A 19,299-nucleotide genomic window follows, 5' to 3' on the forward strand; every position below is an offset into this window, starting at 1 on the left:
AAAGCCGGTATGATATCCGATCATCGCAGGATCGGTGGCGCGTCCTTAGGCTGACGGGCAGACTGAACACCCGCTTTCATCCCCACACCGATACGACGCGCCAAGGCGACCCAGGGAATGGCGGTTTCCGGTGGCAGCATCCGGGTGGCGACCTCTTCGAACAGATCCAGCCAATGGGCGAAGAATTCGGGTTTTACATCGGGCCGCTCGATATGAACCCGCTGTGGATTGCCGTCATAGCTACGCTCGAACAGGATGGCGTTGCGCCAGAAGGCGGCAATTTTTTCCTCATGCGCGGGCCAGTCATCGACATGTCGGTCGAAGATTGGCCCCAGCACTTTGTCTTCCCGGACGCGAGCATAGAAGGCGCTGACCTGCGCGTTGATTTGCTCGGGCGTCGCGGGGAATCGCGGGGGCATGGTTGGTCTGGACATGCGTGATCTCGGGGTTTCGATTCTGTTCGCGGTCAATAGCCGGTTCAGGGGTTACGCTACAGGGGTGGTTTTGTCGCGCTGGTCCGGTGTCAGAATATGCCGCAGCAGGGCCACCGGATGCGCCTTGAGGCTGAGACGGGTGGCCACATAATCCTCGACCACCTGTTCGCCCAGCGTCATCTGGGGCAGATAGGCTTCGGGCTCGTCCAGCGCCTCGCCTTCCAGATTCTGTGAGAACAGCGGTAGAGGTTTGGCGGTGGCAATCGCCTTGGCTTGCCACAGCGCCTCGCGCCGGGTCAGGTCGCAGGCGGCGAAGGCATCGGCTTCGGCCAGCCGTTCGATCACCGACGGCCCCAGCCCGGCACGACGCCAAACATCGTCGACCTGGGTGTAGCCGTTGCCGCGCGCGGCGGTCAGCCAACTGGCGTCTTCCTCGCTGAGGCCTTTGATCTGGCGAAACCCCAGCCGCAGGGCCAGCCCGCCATGACCGTCGGGTTCCATCACATTGTCCCAGAAACTGGCATTGATGCAGACCGGGCGCACCTGAACCCCATGTTCGCGTGCATCCCGCACGATCTGAGCAGGCGCATAGAACCCCATCGGTTGCGAGTTCAGCAGCGCGCACGCGAAAATCCCCGGGTGATGGCATTTGATCCAGGCCGAGGCATAGACCAACAGCGCAAAGCTGGCCGCGTGGCTTTCGGGAAAACCGTAAGAGCCGAAGCCTTCGATCTGAGAAAAACAGCGCTCGGCAAAGTCGTCGTCATAGCTGTTGCGCTTCATGCCGCGCAGGAACAGCGCACGGAATTCGCTGACATTGCCATGTTTCTTGAAGGTTGCCAGCGACCGGCGCAGGCGGTCGGCCTGTTCCGGGGTAAACCCGGCACCGACAATGGCGATCTGCATTGCCTGTTCCTGAAACAACGGAACGCCCAGCGTTTTCCCCAGCACCTCGCCCAACGCGTCCGAGGGGAAGCTGACCTCCTCTTCTCCGTTGCGGCGGCGGATATAGGGGTGGACCATGTCGCCTTGGATGGGGCCGGGGCGGATGATGGCGACCTCGATCACCAGATCATAGAAATTGCGGGGCCGCATCCGGGGCAGAAAGTTCATCTGCGCACGTGATTCTACCTGAAACACGCCGATACTGTCTGCCTTGCACAGCATGTCATAAACCATTGGGTCCTCGGGCGGCAGGGTGGCCAGCGTATAGCTGGTCTGGTGGTGTTGGCCGATCAGGTCGAACGCCTTGCGGATGCAGGTGAGCATTCCGAGGCTGAGGACATCGACCTTGAGGATACCCAGAGAGTCGATGTCGTCCTTATCCCAGCAGATGACCGTGCGGTCCTCCATCGTGGCGTTTTCGATGGGGACCAGCTCGTCCAAACGCCCCTCGGTGATGATGAAACCGCCGACATGTTGCGAAAGGTGGCGGGGAAAGCCGTTGATCTCATAGACCAGCATTAGAGTCTGTTTTAGGCGGCGATCCTCGGGGTCGAGACCGATTTCGCGCATACGTTCAGCCTCGAGCCCGGCGGCAGAGAAAAAGCCCCAGAGTTGTGAGGATAAGGCTGAAATGGTGTCTTCTGTCAGGCCCATCGCCCGTCCGACCTCACGAATGGCGCGTTTGCCGCGATAGTGGATCACGGTGGCGCAGAGACCCGCACGGTGGCGGCCATAGCGGTCGTAGATGTGCTGGATCACCTCTTCACGCCGTTCATGTTCGAAATCGACGTCGATATCGGGGGGCTCATCGCGGGCCTCGGACACGAAGCGTTCAAAGACCATGGTGCCCATCTCGGGGCTGACTTCGGTGATGCCAAGGCAGAAGCAGACCACCGAGTTGGCCGCCGAGCCCCGCCCCTGGCACAGGATACCGCGCGAGCGGGCGAAATGGACGATGTCGCGGACGGTCAGGAAATAGGGCTCGTATTTCAGCTTACCGATCAGGGTCAGTTCATGCGCCAGCATCTTTTGCGCCTTTTCCGACGCGCCCGCCGGATAGCGCCATTTTAAACCCTCATGCGCCAGGCGGTGCAGGCGTTGGGTCGGGGTTTCCTGATCGCTGCCCTCGCTGGGATATTCATAGCGCAGCTCGTCCAGAGAAAAGGTTAGCTGTTCGCTGAGTTGATGGGCGCGGGTGACCGCGCCTTCGTGGCCTTTGAATATCCGCAGCATCTCGGCCTCAGACCGCAGGCGCTGTTCCCCGTTGGCCAGCGCCTCGCGACCGAGCTCATCGACTTTGCGGCGTAGGCGGATGGCGGTCACCACATCGGCCAGCTTGCGACGGGTGCCGTGATGCATCAGCGGTGTGCCACTGGCTAGGGTGGGAATGCCGAGTTGCTTTGATTCAGTCTCTAATAAAGAGAAATAGACAGTATCTGCGCCATCATACCGGGGGTGCATCAACAGATGCATCCGCCCGGCAAAGCGGCGCGTTAGCTGTTGCGCCTGTGTCCGCCATCCGTTCGCGCCGCCCGGAGACGGTGTCGCCTGTGGCCAGAGCAGCAGGTGGAGACCGTCGGAAAACTCCAGCAGATCGGACAGCTGTAGAATGCAGTCGCCCTTTTCGGCGCGCAGGCGGCCAGCCGACAGGATACGGCACAGGTTGGCCCAGCCCTGCCGGTTCAGGGGTAGGGCGGTGACGGTGGGCGCGTCGGTAAAGATCAGCCGCGCCGCTGGGATCAGGCGCGGCACCGCGTGGATGGGGTAAGAGGGCGGTTTGGGGATGTGATCGGGGCAAGGTGGGCCGATAGAGGTGTTCTGCGCTTCCCACTCCAGCCGTTCACGTACCTTGCGGGCGATTTCGCGCGCTTGGGTATGGGCACGGACGATTCCGGCGACCGAATTGTCATCGGCAATCGCGATGGCCGGTAGGCCAAGGGTGACGGCACGCTCCATATATTCCTCGGGATGTGAAGCCCCGGTGAGAAAGGTAAAATTCGACGTGATCGACAGTTCGGCATACATGGCGATTCCATATTATATTCACGTTTTGTTCTTTTTCGAGTCCTTTGCGCAGGAAACGGGTCGATTGGGATTTTCCGGGTGGGCATGATTGGGCAAAAGGAGACGCAAAATGTTCAAGATCACCGCATTGGCAACCGACGAAGTGCGCGCCCTTCAGGCTGGTCACCCGGATGCTTATGGTGCCACGCCAGAGCGCGCGACATCCACAGGCACAGGCAATCCATGCCGCCATTGCCTGCAGAATATTCCTGAGGGCGAAGAGATGCTAATATTGGCGCACCGGCCTTTTCTAGAGACACATCCTTACGCGGAAACGGGTCCGATATTTCTATGCGCTGCACAGTGTGAGCGGTACGAGGGGAAAGGGCTGCCTGAAATTCTGACCACGTCACCCGACTATCTGATCAAGGGCTACGGAACCGATGACCGGATCGTCTATGGCACCGGAGCGATCACAGCCACAGACCAGATTGCCACTGCGGTCAGGGATATCTTTGCCCGCCCCGATGTGAGCTATATCCACGTCCGATCCGCGCGAAACAATTGCTACAAGGCCCGAATCGACCGGGTCTAAAGCTTGACCCGGTGCATGCCCCGGCGCGGCTGATCCTGATCGTCCGCCGGGGTTTCATTCGCGCGGGATGAGGTGAGGGCGAGGAAGACATCCTCGAGATCCGCTTCTTCGGTACGAACATCGCGGATGCGAATGCCGGCAGAGCGTACGGATTCCAGAACCTGTTCGGCGCTGGTCTGGGCGCTGCGATAGCTCAATACCAGGGTGCCATCGTCTCGCAAAGCGGCTTCGACGCCTTCGGTTGTGGGAAGATTCACAATCGGGCTGTCCGGAGCAATCACCATGGTGCGGCTGTCCACCCGGCCCAGCAGGTTGGCGGTGCTGTCCTGCGCGATCATTTCGCCGTGGTTGATGATGGCGATCTCGTCGCACATTTCCTGTGCTTCTTCCAGATAATGCGTGGTCAGGATGATGGTCATGCCCTGTTCATTCAGATTGCGCACATTGGCCCACAGCATCTGACGCAGTTCGATATCCACGCCCGCCGTCGGTTCATCCAGCACAAGGATCTTAGGATGATGCACCAGCGCCTTGGCCAACAGCAGCCGCCGCCGCATCCCGCCCGAGAGGGTTCGCGCATAGGCCTCGGCCTTGTCGCTGAGGCCAACAAGCTCCAGAATCTCATCGCTGCGGCGCTGTGCTTTGGGCACGCCGTAAAGGCCAGCCTGTACCTCAAGCGCACCGCGCGGGGTGAAGAACGGGTCGAGGTTCAGTTCCTGCGGCATCACGCCAATGGCAGCACGGGACTGGCGAGGGCTCTGGTCCTGATCGTAGCCCCAGATTGACACATGGCCCGAGGTTTTCACCACCAGCCCGGCCAGGATGTTGATCAGGGTCGATTTTCCGGCCCCGTTCGGCCCCAGCAGGCCAAAGACTGACCCTCGTGGAACGGTCAGGTCGATGCCTTTCAATGCGCTCTTCTCGGGCTGGCCCTTGCCGCCACGATAGGTTTTGCGCAGCCCTTCGATCCTGATTGCCGCATCGGCCATGTGACCCTTGCCCCCGGTTTGCTCATCGCTCATAAACGCACCTAATGCATGCCCGCGAGGCCGACAACCGAAGAAGGATCGCCAGCCGTGACAATCGAAGCGCCGGAAACCAAGATCGTCGAAACCGCCCGTGTCGCCTGTGACGGCGGGGAAGGCGCATTGGGCCATCCGCGCGTCTGGCTGCAAATCCCCGGGGATATCGGTTGGGTCGAGTGTCCGTACTGTGATTGCAAATTTGTGCTGTCCGGCAGCCAGGCACAAAGCTGACAGAGTGGCAGGTGCCGCGCGAAACGGAGGCCGGATGCCATATGCAGTGCAGCTTTTGCGGCTATCGGATCAGGAGCCACTGGCAAAAGGCGGCCACAGAAATGTGTATGCCTACCCGGATCAGCCCGCGCTTTTGATCAAGGTGACACGGCCCCGTACACGCCGGAACCGCTCGTTCTCTAAACGGTTGGTGCGGCGGATATTGCCGGACACCGCCTTTCGCAACGCCTTGAAAGAGATCGAATGTGAGATGAAAGCCGCGCTGAAAAGCGGTGAGGAAATCGCGCAGCTGCCATTGGCGCGGTCGTTCGGCGTTGTGCAGACAGATGTCGGGCCGGGGGTTGTGGTTGAACGGATTCAATCCAGCGATGGCCAGCTTGCGAACCATCTTTTGTCGATGTGCCGACAGCAGGGGCTGAGCGATCAGATGCTGGGTGACCTCAACCGTTTTGTGGAAAAGTTGTTCGAACTGCAGATTGTGGGCCGTGACATCCACGCGGAAAACATCGTCTACGGGTTGCGCGGTCAGACCCGGATGTTTCTTCTGATCGATGGGTATGGTGAGCGTAACCTTGTTCCCCTGCGGTCACTGAGCCGTCGTTTGAATGATCGGTCCCTAAACAAGCAGTTGCAGCAAATCGCAGATCGTACAGGGCTGGTCTGGGATAAGGCGCGCAGGGTATTCAACCTCGGCTAAGCAAGCGGATCCGCAGTTTGTTTGTCTTCTGCGCTGGTCACCTGCACAACCCTGTGGCAGAACCGTTCCCAACCAGAACGGAGCGCGTACATGAGCAATTTCGGAAAAGGATGTCACCTGCATCTGATCGACGGATCGGCTTTTATTTTTCGGGCCTATCACGCGCTGCCCCCATTGACGCGGAAATCCGACGGGTTGCCGATTGGCGCTGTGTCTGGGTTCTGCAACATGCTGCAGAAATATGTCGAAGGAAACGCCGGGCCGGACGCGCCGACCCATGTGGCCGTGATTTTCGACAAGGGATCGCACACCTTCCGCAATGACCTGTATGACCAGTACAAGGCCAACCGCGAGGCGATGCCCGAAGATCTGCGCCCGCAGATGCCGCTGACGCGCGAGGCGACGCAGGCGTTCAACATCGCTTGCAAAGAGTTAGAGGGCTATGAAGCCGACGACATCATCGCGACCCTCGCCGTGCAGGCGCGCGATGCCGGCGGACGGGTGACAATCGTTAGCTCGGACAAGGATCTGATGCAGTTGGTCGGCGGCGGCGTGGAAATGCTGGACGCGATGAAGAACAAGCGCATCGACCGCGATGGGGTGTTCGAAAAGTTCGGTGTTGGGCCGGAACGGGTGGTCGACGTGCAGGCGCTGGCAGGTGACAGCGTCGATAACGTGCCGGGTGCGCCGGGGATCGGGATTAAGACAGCGGCCTTGCTGATCAACGAATATGGCGATCTGGAAACCCTGTTGGACCGCGCCGAAGAGATCAAACAGCCCAAACGCCGCCAGACGCTGATCGAAAAGCGCGATCAGATCGAGCTGTCGAAAAAGTTGGTGCAGTTGGACGAACAAACGCCGCTGGATTTCACCCTGGACGATCTTGAGGTGAAAGACCCCGAACCGGACACTCTGCTGGGTTTTCTGGCCGAGATGGAGTTCCGCACCCTGACCAAGCGCATCGCCGACAAGTTGGGGGCCGAGGCCCCGGTAATCGCTGATGCGCCCGCACCTGCGGTCGAAGAGGCCGAGGCTGAGGCCGTCCCCTTTGATGCGTCGAAATACGAATGCGTACGCGATGCCGGGGCGCTGCAAAAGTGGATTGATCAGGCGTATGAGCGTGGCTGGGTCGCGGTGGACACCGAAACCACCGGTCTGAATGAGATGATCGCTGAACTGGTCGGCATTTCGCTTTGCGTTGAGGCGGGCGAGGCCTGCTATGTCCCGTTGATTCACCGCGAAAGCGCAACAGATGATCTGTTCGGGTCGGATGCGTTGGCCGAGGGGCAGATGCCGCTGGATGAGGCTCTGAACCTGCTGAAACCGATGTTCGAAGACCAGTCGATCCTGAAAATCGGGCAGAACATGAAATATGATGCCAAGATTTTTAAGCGGTACGGCGTCGACGTGGCACCGATCGATGACACCATGCTGATGTCCTATGCGATGCATGGGGGCGAGCACGGACATGGTATGGATACCCTGTCCGAGCGGTATCTGAGCCACACGCCGATCCCGATCAAACCATTGCTGGGCTCGGGCAAGTCGGCGATCACTTTCGACAAGGTTCAGATTGATGAAGCTACGGCTTACGCTGCCGAGGATGCGGATATCACTCTGCGCCTGTGGAAACTGTTCAAGCCGCAACTGCATCAGGTGCAGGTGACCACAGTATATGAGACGCTCGAACGCCCTCTGGTGCCGGTTTTGGCAGAGATGGAGATGCACGGCATTAAGGTCGACCGCGACGTCCTGAGCCGCATGTCGAACGCGTTTGCGCAGAAAATGGCGGGATTAGAGGCTGAAATCCATGAGCTGGCGGGAGAGAACTTCAATGTCGGCTCACCCGCGCAGCTGGGTGAGATCCTGTTCGACAAGATGGGTCTGGAAGGCGGCAAAAAGGGCAAGACCGGTAAATATTCGACCGGGGCGGATATCTTGGAAGATCTGGCAACCGAGCATGAGTTGCCGCGCCGAGTGTTGGATTGGCGGCAGCTGTCCAAACTGAAATCGACCTACACCGACGCGCTGCAGACCCATATCAATCCGGATACGGGCCGGGTGCATACTTCTTATTCGATCACTGGGGCGAACACGGGGCGTTTGGCCTCGACCGATCCCAACCTGCAAAACATCCCGGTGCGCACGGAAGAAGGGCGGCGCATACGCGAGGCGTTCATTGCCGAGCCGGGCAATGTGCTGGTCAGTCTCGACTATAGCCAGATCGAATTGCGGATTCTGGCGCATATCGCCGATATTTCGGCTCTGAAACAAGCGTTTTCAGATGGTTTGGACATTCACGCTATGACCGCGTCCGAGATGTTTGATGTGCCGCTGGACGAGATGACGCCGGATATCCGCCGTCAGGCCAAGGCTATCAACTTTGGTGTGATCTATGGCATCTCGGGTTTTGGACTGGCGCGCAACCTGCGCATCCCACGAGCCGAGGCGCAGGGTTTCATCGACCGTTATTTCGAGCGGTTCCCCGGTATTCGCCGCTACATGGACGACACCGTCGCCTTTGCCAAAGAGCATGGTTACGTGCAGACGCTGTTTGGGCGCAAAATCCATACGCCCGAGATCAACGCCAAGGGACCGCATGCGGGATTTTCACGCCGGGCAGCAATCAATGCGCCGATCCAAGGTACAGCAGCAGATGTGATCCGCCGTGCAATGGTGCGAATGCCGGATGCGATTAATGGGTTACCCGCAAAGATGCTGTTGCAGGTGCATGACGAATTGCTGTTCGAAGTGGCTGAGGACGCGGTGGATCAGGTGGTCGACGTGGCGCGCGACGTGATGGAAGGCGCCTCGGATCCGGCGGTAAAGTTGGACGTGAAGCTGAGCGTGGACTCGGGGCAAGGGGCCAACTGGGCCGAGGCGCACTAGCTGCTAAAAACAAGGGCAGCGCAGTTCATCAGGCCCGGCGGGCCCTCTTCACAGCGGGTCAGTCCTGTGGCCTGACCAGGCGGTTGACCAACCGTTGCACGGATGGGCCAAGCAGCAGGATGACGGTGAAGGCGATGGGCCAGCAAAAGGCCCAGGACGCTATCCAGTCGCTGACGGTGTTGGGGCCAAACCCGATGGCTTTTACCGTCGCGATCCCGGTCACCAGGCAGGACATGAGGCCCGACATGATCAGGCTGAACAAGGCGCGGGAAAAGCGGGCGGGGATCATTGCGGGCATCCTGATGGTCTTGTTTCCCCTGATGTGCTGTATTTTCCGTCAAAACGCCAGAGCTAGCCCCGCATCCAGTCAAGGCTGTCCGTTGTTCGTGACGTGGAGGCAATATATTCGGCGCTGACCCAGCCGGAATAACCCGTTGCGTCCATCGCTGCGAACAGACGTTGGAAATCTGTCGGTCCGCGCCCCGGTTCACAGCGGTCGGGGGCGGCGCCGATCTGGGCGTGAACGATCCGCGGGTGAAAGCGATTCCAGACAGTTTCCGCGTCATCGTGGATCATATGAGCATGAAAGCTGTCATATTGCAGGCCGACATTGAGGCGGTTCACACGGTCCAGCACCTGCATTGCCAGATCGTAATCGTTCAGAAAGTACCCGGGCTGGGAAACCGGATTCAGCGGTTCGATCGTGAACTGCTGTTGCGGGGCAAAATCGGCGGCCCATTGCAGGTTGCGCACGAAACAGTCCTGCGCGTCCGAACCCGCGGCATAACCCGACATGATGTGGATCAGCCCTGGTCGTAGGATCTCGGCATAGCGCAAGACACGGCGGATATCGGATTGAAACCGCGCCTCGCCGCCCGGAACTGCGGCATAGCCGGGCTCACCCCCGGTGTAATTGGGCGGCGGCGCGTTGATCAGAACAAGTTCCAGTCCATTTGCCAGCAGCGCGCGGCGCGTTTCCTTTGCAGCCAGTTCATAAGGAAACAGAATTTCGACCGCTTTGAACCCGGCGTCGGCCGCCGCCTGGAAACGCTCCAGATACGGAAGCTCAGCAAAGAGCAGTGAGATATTGGCGGCAAATTTGGGCATGGGCGGTCTCGGGCAGCTGTTGGCCGGACCTTAGCGGGACGGCGATTTTTGGGGAAGGGGATCAAAAACGACAGATTGTCGAAAATCGGCCAGATCGCCTGGATCAAATTAGAGACTTTTGGGGCAACGCGGCGAATCATTTTTGCGCGCCGTGCCAACAGAAGGTTTGAACACGATGGCAATGAGCCCTGACCCCGTGCGCGGGAACGCCCTTACTGTGTCTGGCGGACGGACATCCGCGGTGTCTGGCAATGGTCTGGCGGTTGCATCCATGCTGACTTGGGCGGCGGGATTTCCGGCCGCCGAGGTGCTGTTGCAAAGCTGGCCTCCGGTGGCCCTGTTTGCAGCACGATTGGTATTGGCGGTGGCGTTTCTGGTTCCGGTCTGGTTGCTGATTGACGGTTCGTCACGCGTATTGCGCGCCCGTTGGGGACATGCGTTGTTTGTTGGCGGGACGCTGGGCGCTGGCATGTTCCTGATCATTGTGGCGCAAAAACTGACTGACCCGGTAACAGTGGCCATCATCGCCTCTTGCGCGCCTTTGTTCGCGACGCTGTTGGAACTGGCGACTGGCGCACGGCGGTTGCGGTGGAATTTTGCGGTAGGTCTGGTTGTGTCGATCGTCGGCGGGCTGATTGCCACCAGTGCGGTAGCTCCGGCGCAGCTGGGGTTGGGTGCGGGCTGTGCCATCCTGTCAACCGGGCTGTTTTGTTGGGCCAGCATGGCGACAGCGCGGGATTTCCCCGACCTCAGCCAGACCGGGCGCAGCACGATTACCTTGGTTGGGGGGCTGATCGTGGCTGCATTCCTGTTCTTTGCGGCGGGTCAGGCTGGCATGGATATCCTGCCCTCGGCACCGATTGATGTGCAGCAGATGGGGATGCTGGTCATCTATGCGCTGGTTTCGCTGGGGCTGAGTCAGGTGCTGTTCATCGCGTCGGTGGGCAAGCTGGGCGTGGCATTGGCCTCGTTTCATATCAACATCGCACCCTTCTATGTGATGCTGATCATGTTGGTATTGGGCGAAGAGTGGAATTGGACCCGCGCGCTGGGCGCGAGCATCGTCGCTGTCGCTGTGGTTCTGGCGCAGGATCGCCGGGTCCCGCGACGGGCTTAATCCGGCAGGTCCTCGGACGGAATCAAAGGAAAAAACCGCCCCCCCGACCGAACGCCGAACCAGCCATCCTGATGCTGGGCAAGGTCCACAAGGCGGTAAAAGCTTTTACGATCAATCCGCGCCTCAAGGTTTGTGCGCACCAATACATAGGGCGACGGCTCTTCTGTTTCCTCGTCGATGACAATGCGGATGGGATGATCCGGCCCCGCCACAGCGCGGTCACCGACATGCGTGCTAAAAGTCACGCTTTGCCCGTCACCTTCCCCTTCGATATCGAAATCGACGGCCACAAAGGGCGCATCCTCGACGGTGATTCCAACCTTTTCCACCGGGGTTACCAGGTAATACTTCCCGTCTTCTTTCTTAAGAATTGAGGAAAAAAGCTTCACAAGCTCGAACCGGTTGATGGGCGACCCTAAATAACTCCAGGTGCCATCTTTTGCGATCTTGATGTCCAGATCGCCGGAAAACGGAGGATTCCACAGGTGAACAGGCGGCAAACCCTTGGATTTGGTTGCTTTGACTGATGCTGCCAGACCATCAGGTGAAGGGGTCACAGGTTTTTGTCCGCTCATTGCTTTTGCCATTTCCTCTCAGCGCGATACACTTCAATCATAATAGTCCACGGAAGGGAAAGTCATGAGCGAACCTGCCGACCTCGTGTCCGAGATCGAAGCGCTGGAAAACAAGCTGCAAGAGGCCAAGGCCTCGATCACCCGTCGCTTTATCGGACAGGAACGGGTCGTTGACCTGACCCTGACTGCGCTGTTGTGCGGCGGTCACGCTTTGTTGATCGGCTTGCCGGGGCTGGGTAAGACGCGATTGGTTGAAACCTTGTCGACGGTGATGGGCTTGCATGGCAATCGTATCCAGTTCACGCCCGATCTAATGCCTGCCGATATTCTGGGGTCCGAGGTTCTGGACACCGCTGATGACGGCACCCGCCACTTCCGCTTCATCTCTGGCCCGATCTTCTGTCAGTTGCTGATGGCGGATGAGATCAACCGCGCCAGCCCGCGGACTCAGTCGGCTCTGCTACAGGCAATGCAGGAACGCACCGTAACCGTGGCGGGCGAAGATCGCCCGCTGGGCGAGCCGTTTCATGTTCTCGCCACGCAAAACCCGATTGAACAGGAAGGCACCTATCCCCTGCCCGAGGCGCAGCTGGACCGGTTCCTTGTTCAGGTCGATGTTGAATACCCTGACCGTCAGACCGAACGAGACATTTTGCTTGCAACCACAGGGGTCGAAGAAGACGAAGCCCATCAGATTTTCACCAAAGATGAACTGCTGGCCGCGCAGGTTTTGCTGCGTCGCATGCCGGTGGGAGAGTCGGTTGTGGAGTTGATTCTTGATCTGGTTCGTGCGTTCCGCCCAGAAGAGGCGGGTGCGTCCGAGCGCGTCGCAGAAACAGTTGCCTGGGGTCCAGGTCCCCGTGCGGCGCAGGCGCTGATGATGACGGTGCGGGCCCGCGCGATGTTGCAGGGGCGGTTGGCGCCAAATGCCGAAGATGTCCTGGACATGGCCCGCCCGGTGCTCAGCCACCGGATGGCGCTGAACTTCGCGGCGCGCGCGCGTGGTGATAGTCTGGCTGAGCTGATCGACTCGACGGCCGCCGGGTTAATCCGTACCGAGGCCGCGGCGTGAATGCCGCGCTGACCCTTCGAGAAAGATCCGAGGCCGAGGCATCCCGGCTGCCGCCGCTGTTGGCGCGCGCAGAACATCTGGCCGGAACCGTTTTGCTGGGCGATCATGGACGCAGGCGCTCGGGCCTTGGTGACGATTTCTGGCAATACCGCCCAGCGCAGATCGGTGACAGCCGTCGGATGATCGACCACAGGCGTTCGGCCCGCGGGGATCAGCAGTTTGTGCGTGAACGGGAATGGCAGATCGCGCAATCGGTGATGCTGTGGGTGGATCAGGGTGCCTCGATGCGGTTTGCGTCCAACAAGAACCTTCCCACGAAAGGTGACAGGGCCCGTTTGCTGGGTTTGGCAATCTCGATCCTGCTGGTTCGCGGTGGAGAGCGCGTGGGCCTAACCGGCACCACGCTGCCGCCCCGGCGCGGAAACGCGCAAATCCTCCGACTGGCGCAGGCCTGGTCAGGCGATGTGCAGGACGATTACGCCTCGCCCGAGCATCGCGCCATGATCCCGCGCGCGCGTGCCGTGTTCATATCGGACTTTCTGGGCCCGATGAGCGAGGTGGAGCTGGCCCTGACCAAAGCTGCCGACCGTGGTGTACGGGGCGTTTTGATGCATGTTCTGGACCCCAGCGAGGAATCTTTTCCCTATCACGGCCGCACCGTGTTCGAGAGTGTCGGACGAACCTTGAAACACGAGACCCTGAAAGCTGGTGCTTTGCGTGGCCGGTATCTTGAGCGGCTGGCGGAGCGCAAAGAAGCGCTACAGCAATTGTGCCGGGCGACAAATTGGCAATATGGCCTGCACCACACTGAAGACAGCGCACAGGCGGCGCTGCTGTGGCTGTACCGCGCTTTGGACGGGAGCTTGCGATGACGGCATTTCTGTCAGTGATCAGCTTCACATCCCCTTGGGTATTGCTGAGCCTGCTGGCCCTGCCGATCCTGTGGCTGATTCTGCGCGCAGTTCCACCTGCACCGATCCGCCGCTTGTTTCCCGCGGTCACTTTGCTTTTGGGACAGAAGGACAAGGAAAGCGTTTCGGACCGTACCCCGTGGTGGTTGCTTTTGCTGCGGATGGTGGCAGTTGCCGCGATCATCATCGGATTAGCCGGACCGGTATTGAATCCGTCACGTATTCAGGCCGGGTCCGGCCCGTTGCTTTTGGTGTTGGATGCAAGCTGGGCCGGGGCTACTGGATGGCCAGCAACGCTGGAGCAAATTGACGCCCAGTTTGTTGAGGCCGGACGCGCGGGCCGTCCTGTATCCATTTTGCGCCTTACAGAGCCGGAAACCCCTGTCTTTCAGGCGGCAGAGGCCTGGCGCGGGCGGTTGCCGGGGATGGTTCCGGTGCCATGGCAACCAAGCGAAACCCAGATCACGCAGGCAATTGACGTGCTGGATCAGATCGAAGAGGACTTTGACACATTCTGGTTCAGCGACAAGCTGGCTTACCCGAACAGCGCCCGAATTCTGGACACTTTGCAATCGCGTGGTGACGTGACGGTGTATCAATCTGCCGCCCCGGTGCTGGCGATGGTTCCGGCAGTGTATCAGGATGGGGTTATTCAACTGACTGCAAGACGATCTGAACCCGGGCCGGCGACGGCTGTCACGCTTGTGGCTCAGGGCCGCGACCCGGCGGGTGTCATGCGCATTCTGCACAGCGCTGATGCCGTTTTCGAAGAAAATGAAACAACTGCGCAGGTGGAGCTTGCCCTGCCATCCGAATTGCGGGGACGGATCACAAGGTTCGAGATTCAGGGGCAGCGTTCGGCCGGTGCGGTAACGCTAACGGATGACAGCCTTCGCCGACGCGAGGTCGCCCTGATCGCCGGAACGTTGAACCGTGAAGGGTTGGAACTGCTCTCACCGCTGCACTATCTGACCCAGGTCCTGAGTCCCACTGCGGATTTCGTGGATGGAGGGTTGCTGGAAGTTTTACCTGCCAATCCTGATGCCATCGTTCTGGCCGATGTGGCCAAACTGTCGCCCGGGGAACAGACGGCATTGGTGGAATGGGTCGAACAGGGCGGATTATTGCTGCGCTTTGCCGGTCCGCGCATGGCCGCCAGCGACCTGGGCCGCGATTCCGAAGATGTATTGCTGCCGGTACGTCTGCGCAGCGGCGGTCGCTCGGTCGGTGGCGCGATGAGCTGGGGTGAGGCCAAGGGGCTGGCACCCTTCCCGGAAAACTCGCCTTTCTACGGCTTGCAGGTGCCCGGCGATGTTACGGTCACAACACAGGTCATGGCGCAACCAGACCCTAACTTGGCGGATCGGGTGATTGCGTCGCTGTCCGACGGCACGCCCCTGGTCACACGCAAGGCGCTGGGCTTGGGCCAGGTGGTTCTGTTCCATGTGACGGCAGATGCAGAATGGTCCAGCCTGCCGCTTTCGGGGCTGTTTGTTGAGATGTTGGACCGTCTGGCCGTGGCCTCAGCGGCGAAATCTCGGCAGGATTCGCAGCTACAGGGCACCACGTGGGAGCCGCTGCAAGTGATGGACGGCTTTGGCGCCCTGTCTGATGCGGGCAATCTGGCTGGCGTGGACGGGGTCGAGCTGATCTCGGGCACAATCGGCCCCGAATTGCAGCCCGGCCTTTATGAAAGCGGCAAACAGAAGCTGGCCTTGAATGTTCTGACAGAAGAGGCAGTGGTTAGCCCGGCAATCTGGCCTTCGGATGTACCGATCAAAGGGCAGGAGGTGAACTCTGAGACACCTGTCGGGGGCATCCTGCTCAGCCTCGCTCTGCTATTTCTGACGATTGATGTGATCGCCTCATTGGCCTTGTCTGGCCGCCTTGGTCTGGCCAAAGCGGCGGCGGTTGCGCTGGGTGCCATGCTGTTGGTGCCCGAGGCGCAGGCGCAGACGCCCGAGGATACAGAATTCGCACTGAATGCCACGCATGAGCTGGTGCTGGCCCATGTGCTGACCGGAAATGCGCAGGTTGACGATGTGGCAGGTGCTGGTCTGCGTGGCTTGTCGCAAACGTTGTTCTATCGCACATCAGTTGAACCTGCCGAGCCCTTTGGGGTGGATCTAGAGCGCGATGAACTGGCGTTTTTCCCGCTGCTGTATTGGCCGATCACTCCGGATCAGCCGCAGCCTTCGGCTGAGGCCTATGTTAAACTGAACGCTTATTTGCGGTCGGGTGGCATGATCCTGTTCGACACACGTGATGCGGATATCGCGCGCTTTGGGGCCTCGAGCCCCAATGGGCGCAAACTGCAACAACTGGCGGCCCCGCTTAATATTCCCGCGTTAGAGCCTGTTCCGGGTGATCATGTTCTGACCCGAGCCTTTTACCTGCTGCAGGATTTCCCGGGTCGCTACGCTGGTACAGAAATCTGGGTCGAGGCCGCCCCGGTGGATGCCGAACAGATCGAGGGCATGCCATTTCGCAATCTCAACGACAACGTCACCCCTGTGGTGATTGGCGGCAATGACTGGGCCGGGGCTTGGGCAATTGACCGCAACGGACAGGCGCTGTTGCCAGTCGGGCGTGGTTATGCCGGGGAACGTCAGCGTGAACTGGCCAATCGCTTTGGGGTCAATCTGGTGATGCATGTGCTGACCGGGAATTACAAATCGGATCAGGTACACGTGCCTGCGCTTTTGGACAGGTTGGGACAATGACCGGAACAGTCATCTTTGATCCGCTGATCCCGTGGCCAGTACTGGCCATTGTCGCCGCGATTGCGGTCACAGGGGTTCTGCTGGCCCTTTGGCGCGGCCTGTCTGGTTGGGCCTTGCGCGGGCTGGCGGCGCTGGTGGTGATCGCGGCCTTGGCGGGTCCGGTCTATCAGGTCGAAGACCGTGCGCCGCTGACTGATATCGTGCTGATGATCGAGGATGAAAGCGCCAGTCAGGCCCTTTCGGATCGCGCCGACCAAACCGCACAGGCGGCCGAGGGTTTGGCTGCTGAAATCGAAGCCCGTGACAATACCGAGCTGCGCCGGATCAAGGTCGCCGACGGAGACGGCGACGAAGGCACGCAGGTTATGGCCGCGTTGAGCGCCGCACTGGCCGAAGAGCCGCGCGCACGGATTGCGGGTATTCTGGTGGTTTCAGACGGTCTGGTGCATGATGTCGAGCAGGCCCCCGACCTGCCCGCGCCGATGCACTTGCTGCAAACCGGACGTGAAAGCGACTGGGATCGCCGCCTGATCGTCCGCAATGCCCCTGCCTTTGCCATTATCGGCGAACCTGTCACCCTGACCTTGCGCGTCGAAGACAGCGGCGCTGCGCCTACCGGGGCGACCACTGCGCCGCTTGAGATATCAGTAGATGGGGCCGAGCCGGAACAATTCACCATTCCCATCGGCGTCGATGTCGAATTGCCCATCGCTCTGCCGCATGGTGGGCGCAATGTCATCCAGTTCACTGTGCCTCAGGCAGAGGGCGAATTGACCGACCGCAACAACACCGCGTTGATCCAGATGAACGGGGTGCGTGACCGGTTGCGCGTGCTGCTGGTGTCGGGTGAGCCGCATCCGGGTGGGCGGACCTGGCGCAATCTGCTGAAATCCGACAGCTCGGTCGATTTGGTGCATTTCACCATCTTGCGCCCGCCCGAGAAACAGGATGGCGTGCCGGTGGACGAGTTGTCCTTGATCGCTTTCCCAACGCGCGAGCTGTTTCTGGAAAAGATCAACGATTTCGACCTGATCATCTTTGATCGCTACAAACGGCGCGGCATCCTGCCCGCGATCTATCTGGACAATGTCACCAATTATATCAACGAAGGCGGCGCTGTTTTGATTGCGGCTGGGCCGGATTTTGCCAGCGCCGACAGCATCTTCCGTTCACCTTTGGCGCCGATTCTGCCGGCACAACCCACTGCCCGAGTGATCGAGGAACGTTTCGTGCCCATGGTGACCGATCTGGGCCATCGCCACCCGGTGACGACAGATCTGGGGGATTCCGAGGATTGGGGCGCATGGCTGCGCCAGATCGACGTCAACCACCGCACGGGTGAGCTGTTGATGACCGGTGTGGATGAGCGACCCCTGCTGGTGCTGGACCGCGTGGGCGAAGGGCGCGTGGCGCTCTTGGCGTCGGACCATGCCTGGTTGTGGAGCCGGGGTTTTGAGGGCGGCGGGCCGCAATTGGAACTGTTGCGCCGTCTGGCCCATTGGATGATGAAAGAACCCGAGCTTGAGGAAGAAGCCTTATGGGCCGAAGCCAACGGGCAGGTCATGCGTATCATCCGTCAGACATTGGAGGATGAGGTCGGACCGGTGACCATCACCCGCCCCGATGGCGAAACGCTTGAAATAACGCTCGATGAGGTCTCCCCTGGGCGGTTCGAGGCGACATATTTTGGACCCGAGATTGGCCTCTACCGTCTTCAGGAAGGTGACCAGATGGCAGTGATCGGGCTGGGCCCCGCTGCGCCGAAAGAGTTTGAGCGCACCATCGCCACTGATGAGGTGCTGAAACCCGTACTGGCCGAATTGCGCGGGGGTACCATCCGACTGGAAGACGGGTTGCCGTCTATCCGCAATGTCCGCGCCGGGCGTCCGGCTGCTGGGCGCGGATGGATCGGCCTGACCCCGCGAGAAGCCTATGAGACGCGCGATGTCACACAGGCCGGGCTTTTACCGCCCTGGCTGGTGCTGGTGCTGGCCGGTGGCTTCTTGCTGGCCGGATGGTTGCGCGAAGGGCGACGTTGATTACTCGAACACCACGCTGACCGTGGGATCACCGGGCAGACCCGCATAGGTGACGGACGCCCCGCCTTTGCCCTTTGCAGGCGGCACAAGCGGGCCGAAAGACCCGACCGAAATCAGGTCGCCGGCTTGAAACTCGATACCTTTCGACATCAGCCATAGGGCCGCATTTGCCGGGTGCCCCAAAACGGCCGCCCCTGGGGCTTGCGCCAGTACCTCGCCATCCGCGGCGCGGAGTGTGACCGTCATATCCTGCAACGCCTGCGTCATCGCTGTAGGATCGGATACGGGAATTTCAGAGCCTAACACGCCGAGTTTCGGGGCAACGCCAATGGCGGTTAGGGTAACCGGCGTGATTGGCTCCCCCTCGGCCAGGGTAAGATCCGGCAGCTCGATAAAGGGGCGGATGGCTGAGATATGGGCAAGAACTTCGGCCGGGGTAGTCGCCTGATTGATGCCAGCGTCGCCGACAACCAGCACCAAATCGGCCTCAAAAACCGGACGCGCACCCCATGTGGCGGGTACAGTGGCCCCGTCGTCCAGCATCATATCGCGGTACAGAACGCCCTGAACCGGTTCAGATGCGCCGAACCGCTCTTGCGCGGGGGCGCTGGTCAGGCCTGCCTTATAGCCGATGATCGGCCCCAAATGTGGTTCTAACACACTGACTATCTTGGCCTGTGTACACAGCGCGTCTTCCATGCTGCCATCCGCAGAAAGGGCCGCCGTCGGCGTGTTGGTCAGATAGTCCTGCACATATTGGTCGATCTGCGCTTCTGTGGCGCAATCCGCCACCGCATGAGAACCCAGCGTGATGGCGCAGAGTATTGGCAAGTATGTTTTTCGCGGCATGGCAGACCTCCGGGTTTTCGAAAACTCTGGCACGATGGTCCGTGTTCGGGCAACGGCTTAAACACTTTTTCACGCTCTGTCGGGAT

The 19,299-nt window shown here is 60.1% G+C and carries 16 protein-coding genes; 9 read left to right on the forward strand and 7 right to left on the reverse strand.

The annotated features are described in order from the left end of the window. Nucleotides 1-20: 20 nt before the first annotated feature. Nucleotides 21-434, reverse strand: a complete 414-nt coding sequence (locus tag ACR0AJ_RS12405) for a group III truncated hemoglobin (protein WP_170349694.1) — start codon at nucleotides 432-434, stop codon at nucleotides 21-23. 51 nt (nucleotides 435-485) lie between these two features. Continuing rightward, nucleotides 486-3,404: an error-prone DNA polymerase gene (locus ACR0AJ_RS12410; protein ID WP_480638363.1), complete on the reverse strand. Its 2,919-nt coding sequence runs from the start codon at nucleotides 3,402-3,404 to the stop codon at nucleotides 486-488. A 109-nt stretch (nucleotides 3,405-3,513) separates the two neighbouring features. Here ACR0AJ_RS12410 and ACR0AJ_RS12415 point away from each other — a divergent pair, with 109 nt between their 5' ends. Then, nucleotides 3,514-3,978 (forward strand): DUF1203 domain-containing protein, encoded by a 465-nt coding sequence (locus ACR0AJ_RS12415; RefSeq protein ID WP_480740962.1) that lies wholly within the window; start codon nucleotides 3,514-3,516, stop codon nucleotides 3,976-3,978. On the opposite strand, the gene ACR0AJ_RS12420 is transcribed toward ACR0AJ_RS12415, so the two are convergent. Next, entirely contained in the window at nucleotides 3,975-4,967 is a 993-nt protein-coding gene (locus tag ACR0AJ_RS12420; protein WP_480647798.1) for an ABC transporter ATP-binding protein, read from the reverse strand. The two genes, ACR0AJ_RS12415 and ACR0AJ_RS12420, sit on opposite strands and share 4 nt — an antisense overlap. A gap of 87 nt (nucleotides 4,968-5,054) precedes the next feature. Here ACR0AJ_RS12420 and ACR0AJ_RS12425 point away from each other — a divergent pair, with 87 nt between their 5' ends. From ACR0AJ_RS12425 to polA, 3 genes are all read left to right on the forward strand, one after another. Then, complete coding sequence (locus ACR0AJ_RS12425; protein ID WP_480647658.1) at nucleotides 5,055-5,234, forward strand: zinc-finger domain-containing protein; 180 nt, start codon at nucleotides 5,055-5,057, stop codon at nucleotides 5,232-5,234. 34 nt (nucleotides 5,235-5,268) lie between these two features. After that, the gene (locus ACR0AJ_RS12430; protein WP_170349698.1) at nucleotides 5,269-5,931 is read left to right on the forward strand and encodes a YrbL family protein; all 663 of its coding nucleotides are present in this window, start codon (nucleotides 5,269-5,271) and stop codon (nucleotides 5,929-5,931) included. Between the two features lie 90 nt (nucleotides 5,932-6,021). Beyond that, nucleotides 6,022-8,820 carry a DNA polymerase I gene (gene polA, locus ACR0AJ_RS12435; protein ID WP_480740964.1) on the forward strand — a complete coding sequence of 933 codons (2,799 nt, stop codon included), beginning with the start codon at nucleotides 6,022-6,024 and terminating at the stop codon, nucleotides 8,818-8,820. A gap of 58 nt (nucleotides 8,821-8,878) precedes the next feature. On the opposite strand, the gene ACR0AJ_RS12440 is transcribed toward polA, so the two are convergent. After that, nucleotides 8,879-9,109: a DUF2798 domain-containing protein gene (locus tag ACR0AJ_RS12440; RefSeq protein ID WP_170349700.1), complete on the reverse strand. Its 231-nt coding sequence runs from the start codon at nucleotides 9,107-9,109 to the stop codon at nucleotides 8,879-8,881. Between the two features lie 62 nt (nucleotides 9,110-9,171). Beyond that, nucleotides 9,172-9,927, reverse strand: a complete 756-nt coding sequence (locus ACR0AJ_RS12445) for a hydroxypyruvate isomerase family protein (protein WP_480740965.1) — start codon at nucleotides 9,925-9,927, stop codon at nucleotides 9,172-9,174. A gap of 181 nt (nucleotides 9,928-10,108) precedes the next feature. On the opposite strand from ACR0AJ_RS12445, the gene ACR0AJ_RS12450 reads away from it, so the two are divergent. Next, the gene (locus tag ACR0AJ_RS12450) at nucleotides 10,109-11,044 is read left to right on the forward strand and encodes a DMT family transporter (protein WP_480740966.1); all 936 of its coding nucleotides are present in this window, start codon (nucleotides 10,109-10,111) and stop codon (nucleotides 11,042-11,044) included. Here the strand turns inward: ACR0AJ_RS12450 and ACR0AJ_RS12455 are convergent. Next, nucleotides 11,041-11,619, reverse strand: a complete 579-nt coding sequence (locus ACR0AJ_RS12455; protein ID WP_170396677.1) for a DUF1285 domain-containing protein — start codon at nucleotides 11,617-11,619, stop codon at nucleotides 11,041-11,043. The two genes, ACR0AJ_RS12450 and ACR0AJ_RS12455, sit on opposite strands and share 4 nt — an antisense overlap. Before the next feature lie 64 nt (nucleotides 11,620-11,683). Here ACR0AJ_RS12455 and ACR0AJ_RS12460 point away from each other — a divergent pair, with 64 nt between their 5' ends. Genes ACR0AJ_RS12460 through ACR0AJ_RS12475 form a run of 4 tightly spaced genes read left to right on the forward strand, consistent with a single transcriptional unit; the run spans nucleotide 11,684 to nucleotide 18,364 of the window. Then, entirely contained in the window at nucleotides 11,684-12,691 is a 1,008-nt protein-coding gene (locus ACR0AJ_RS12460) for an AAA family ATPase (protein ID WP_170349703.1), read from the forward strand. Further along, nucleotides 12,688-13,563, forward strand: coding sequence for a DUF58 domain-containing protein (locus ACR0AJ_RS12465; RefSeq protein ID WP_480740968.1), 876 nt, complete (start codon nucleotides 12,688-12,690; stop codon nucleotides 13,561-13,563). Before ACR0AJ_RS12460 ends, ACR0AJ_RS12465 begins: the two co-directional genes overlap by 4 nt. Then, entirely contained in the window at nucleotides 13,560-16,325 is a 2,766-nt protein-coding gene (locus ACR0AJ_RS12470) for a DUF4159 domain-containing protein (RefSeq protein WP_480740970.1), read from the forward strand. Before ACR0AJ_RS12465 ends, ACR0AJ_RS12470 begins: the two co-directional genes overlap by 4 nt. After that, nucleotides 16,322-18,364 carry a hypothetical protein gene (locus tag ACR0AJ_RS12475; RefSeq protein ID WP_170360871.1) on the forward strand — a complete coding sequence of 681 codons (2,043 nt, stop codon included), beginning with the start codon at nucleotides 16,322-16,324 and terminating at the stop codon, nucleotides 18,362-18,364. The genes ACR0AJ_RS12470 and ACR0AJ_RS12475 overlap by 4 nt, the downstream gene beginning before the upstream one ends. On the opposite strand, the gene ACR0AJ_RS12480 is transcribed toward ACR0AJ_RS12475, so the two are convergent. After that, on the reverse strand, nucleotides 18,365-19,213 hold the full coding sequence (locus ACR0AJ_RS12480) for a 2-keto-4-pentenoate hydratase (RefSeq protein ID WP_170376322.1): 849 nt from the start codon (nucleotides 19,211-19,213) through the stop codon (nucleotides 18,365-18,367). Nucleotides 19,214-19,299: the final 86 nt, after the last annotated feature.

Source organism: Ruegeria sp. CJ9 (genome assembly GCF_056536625.1).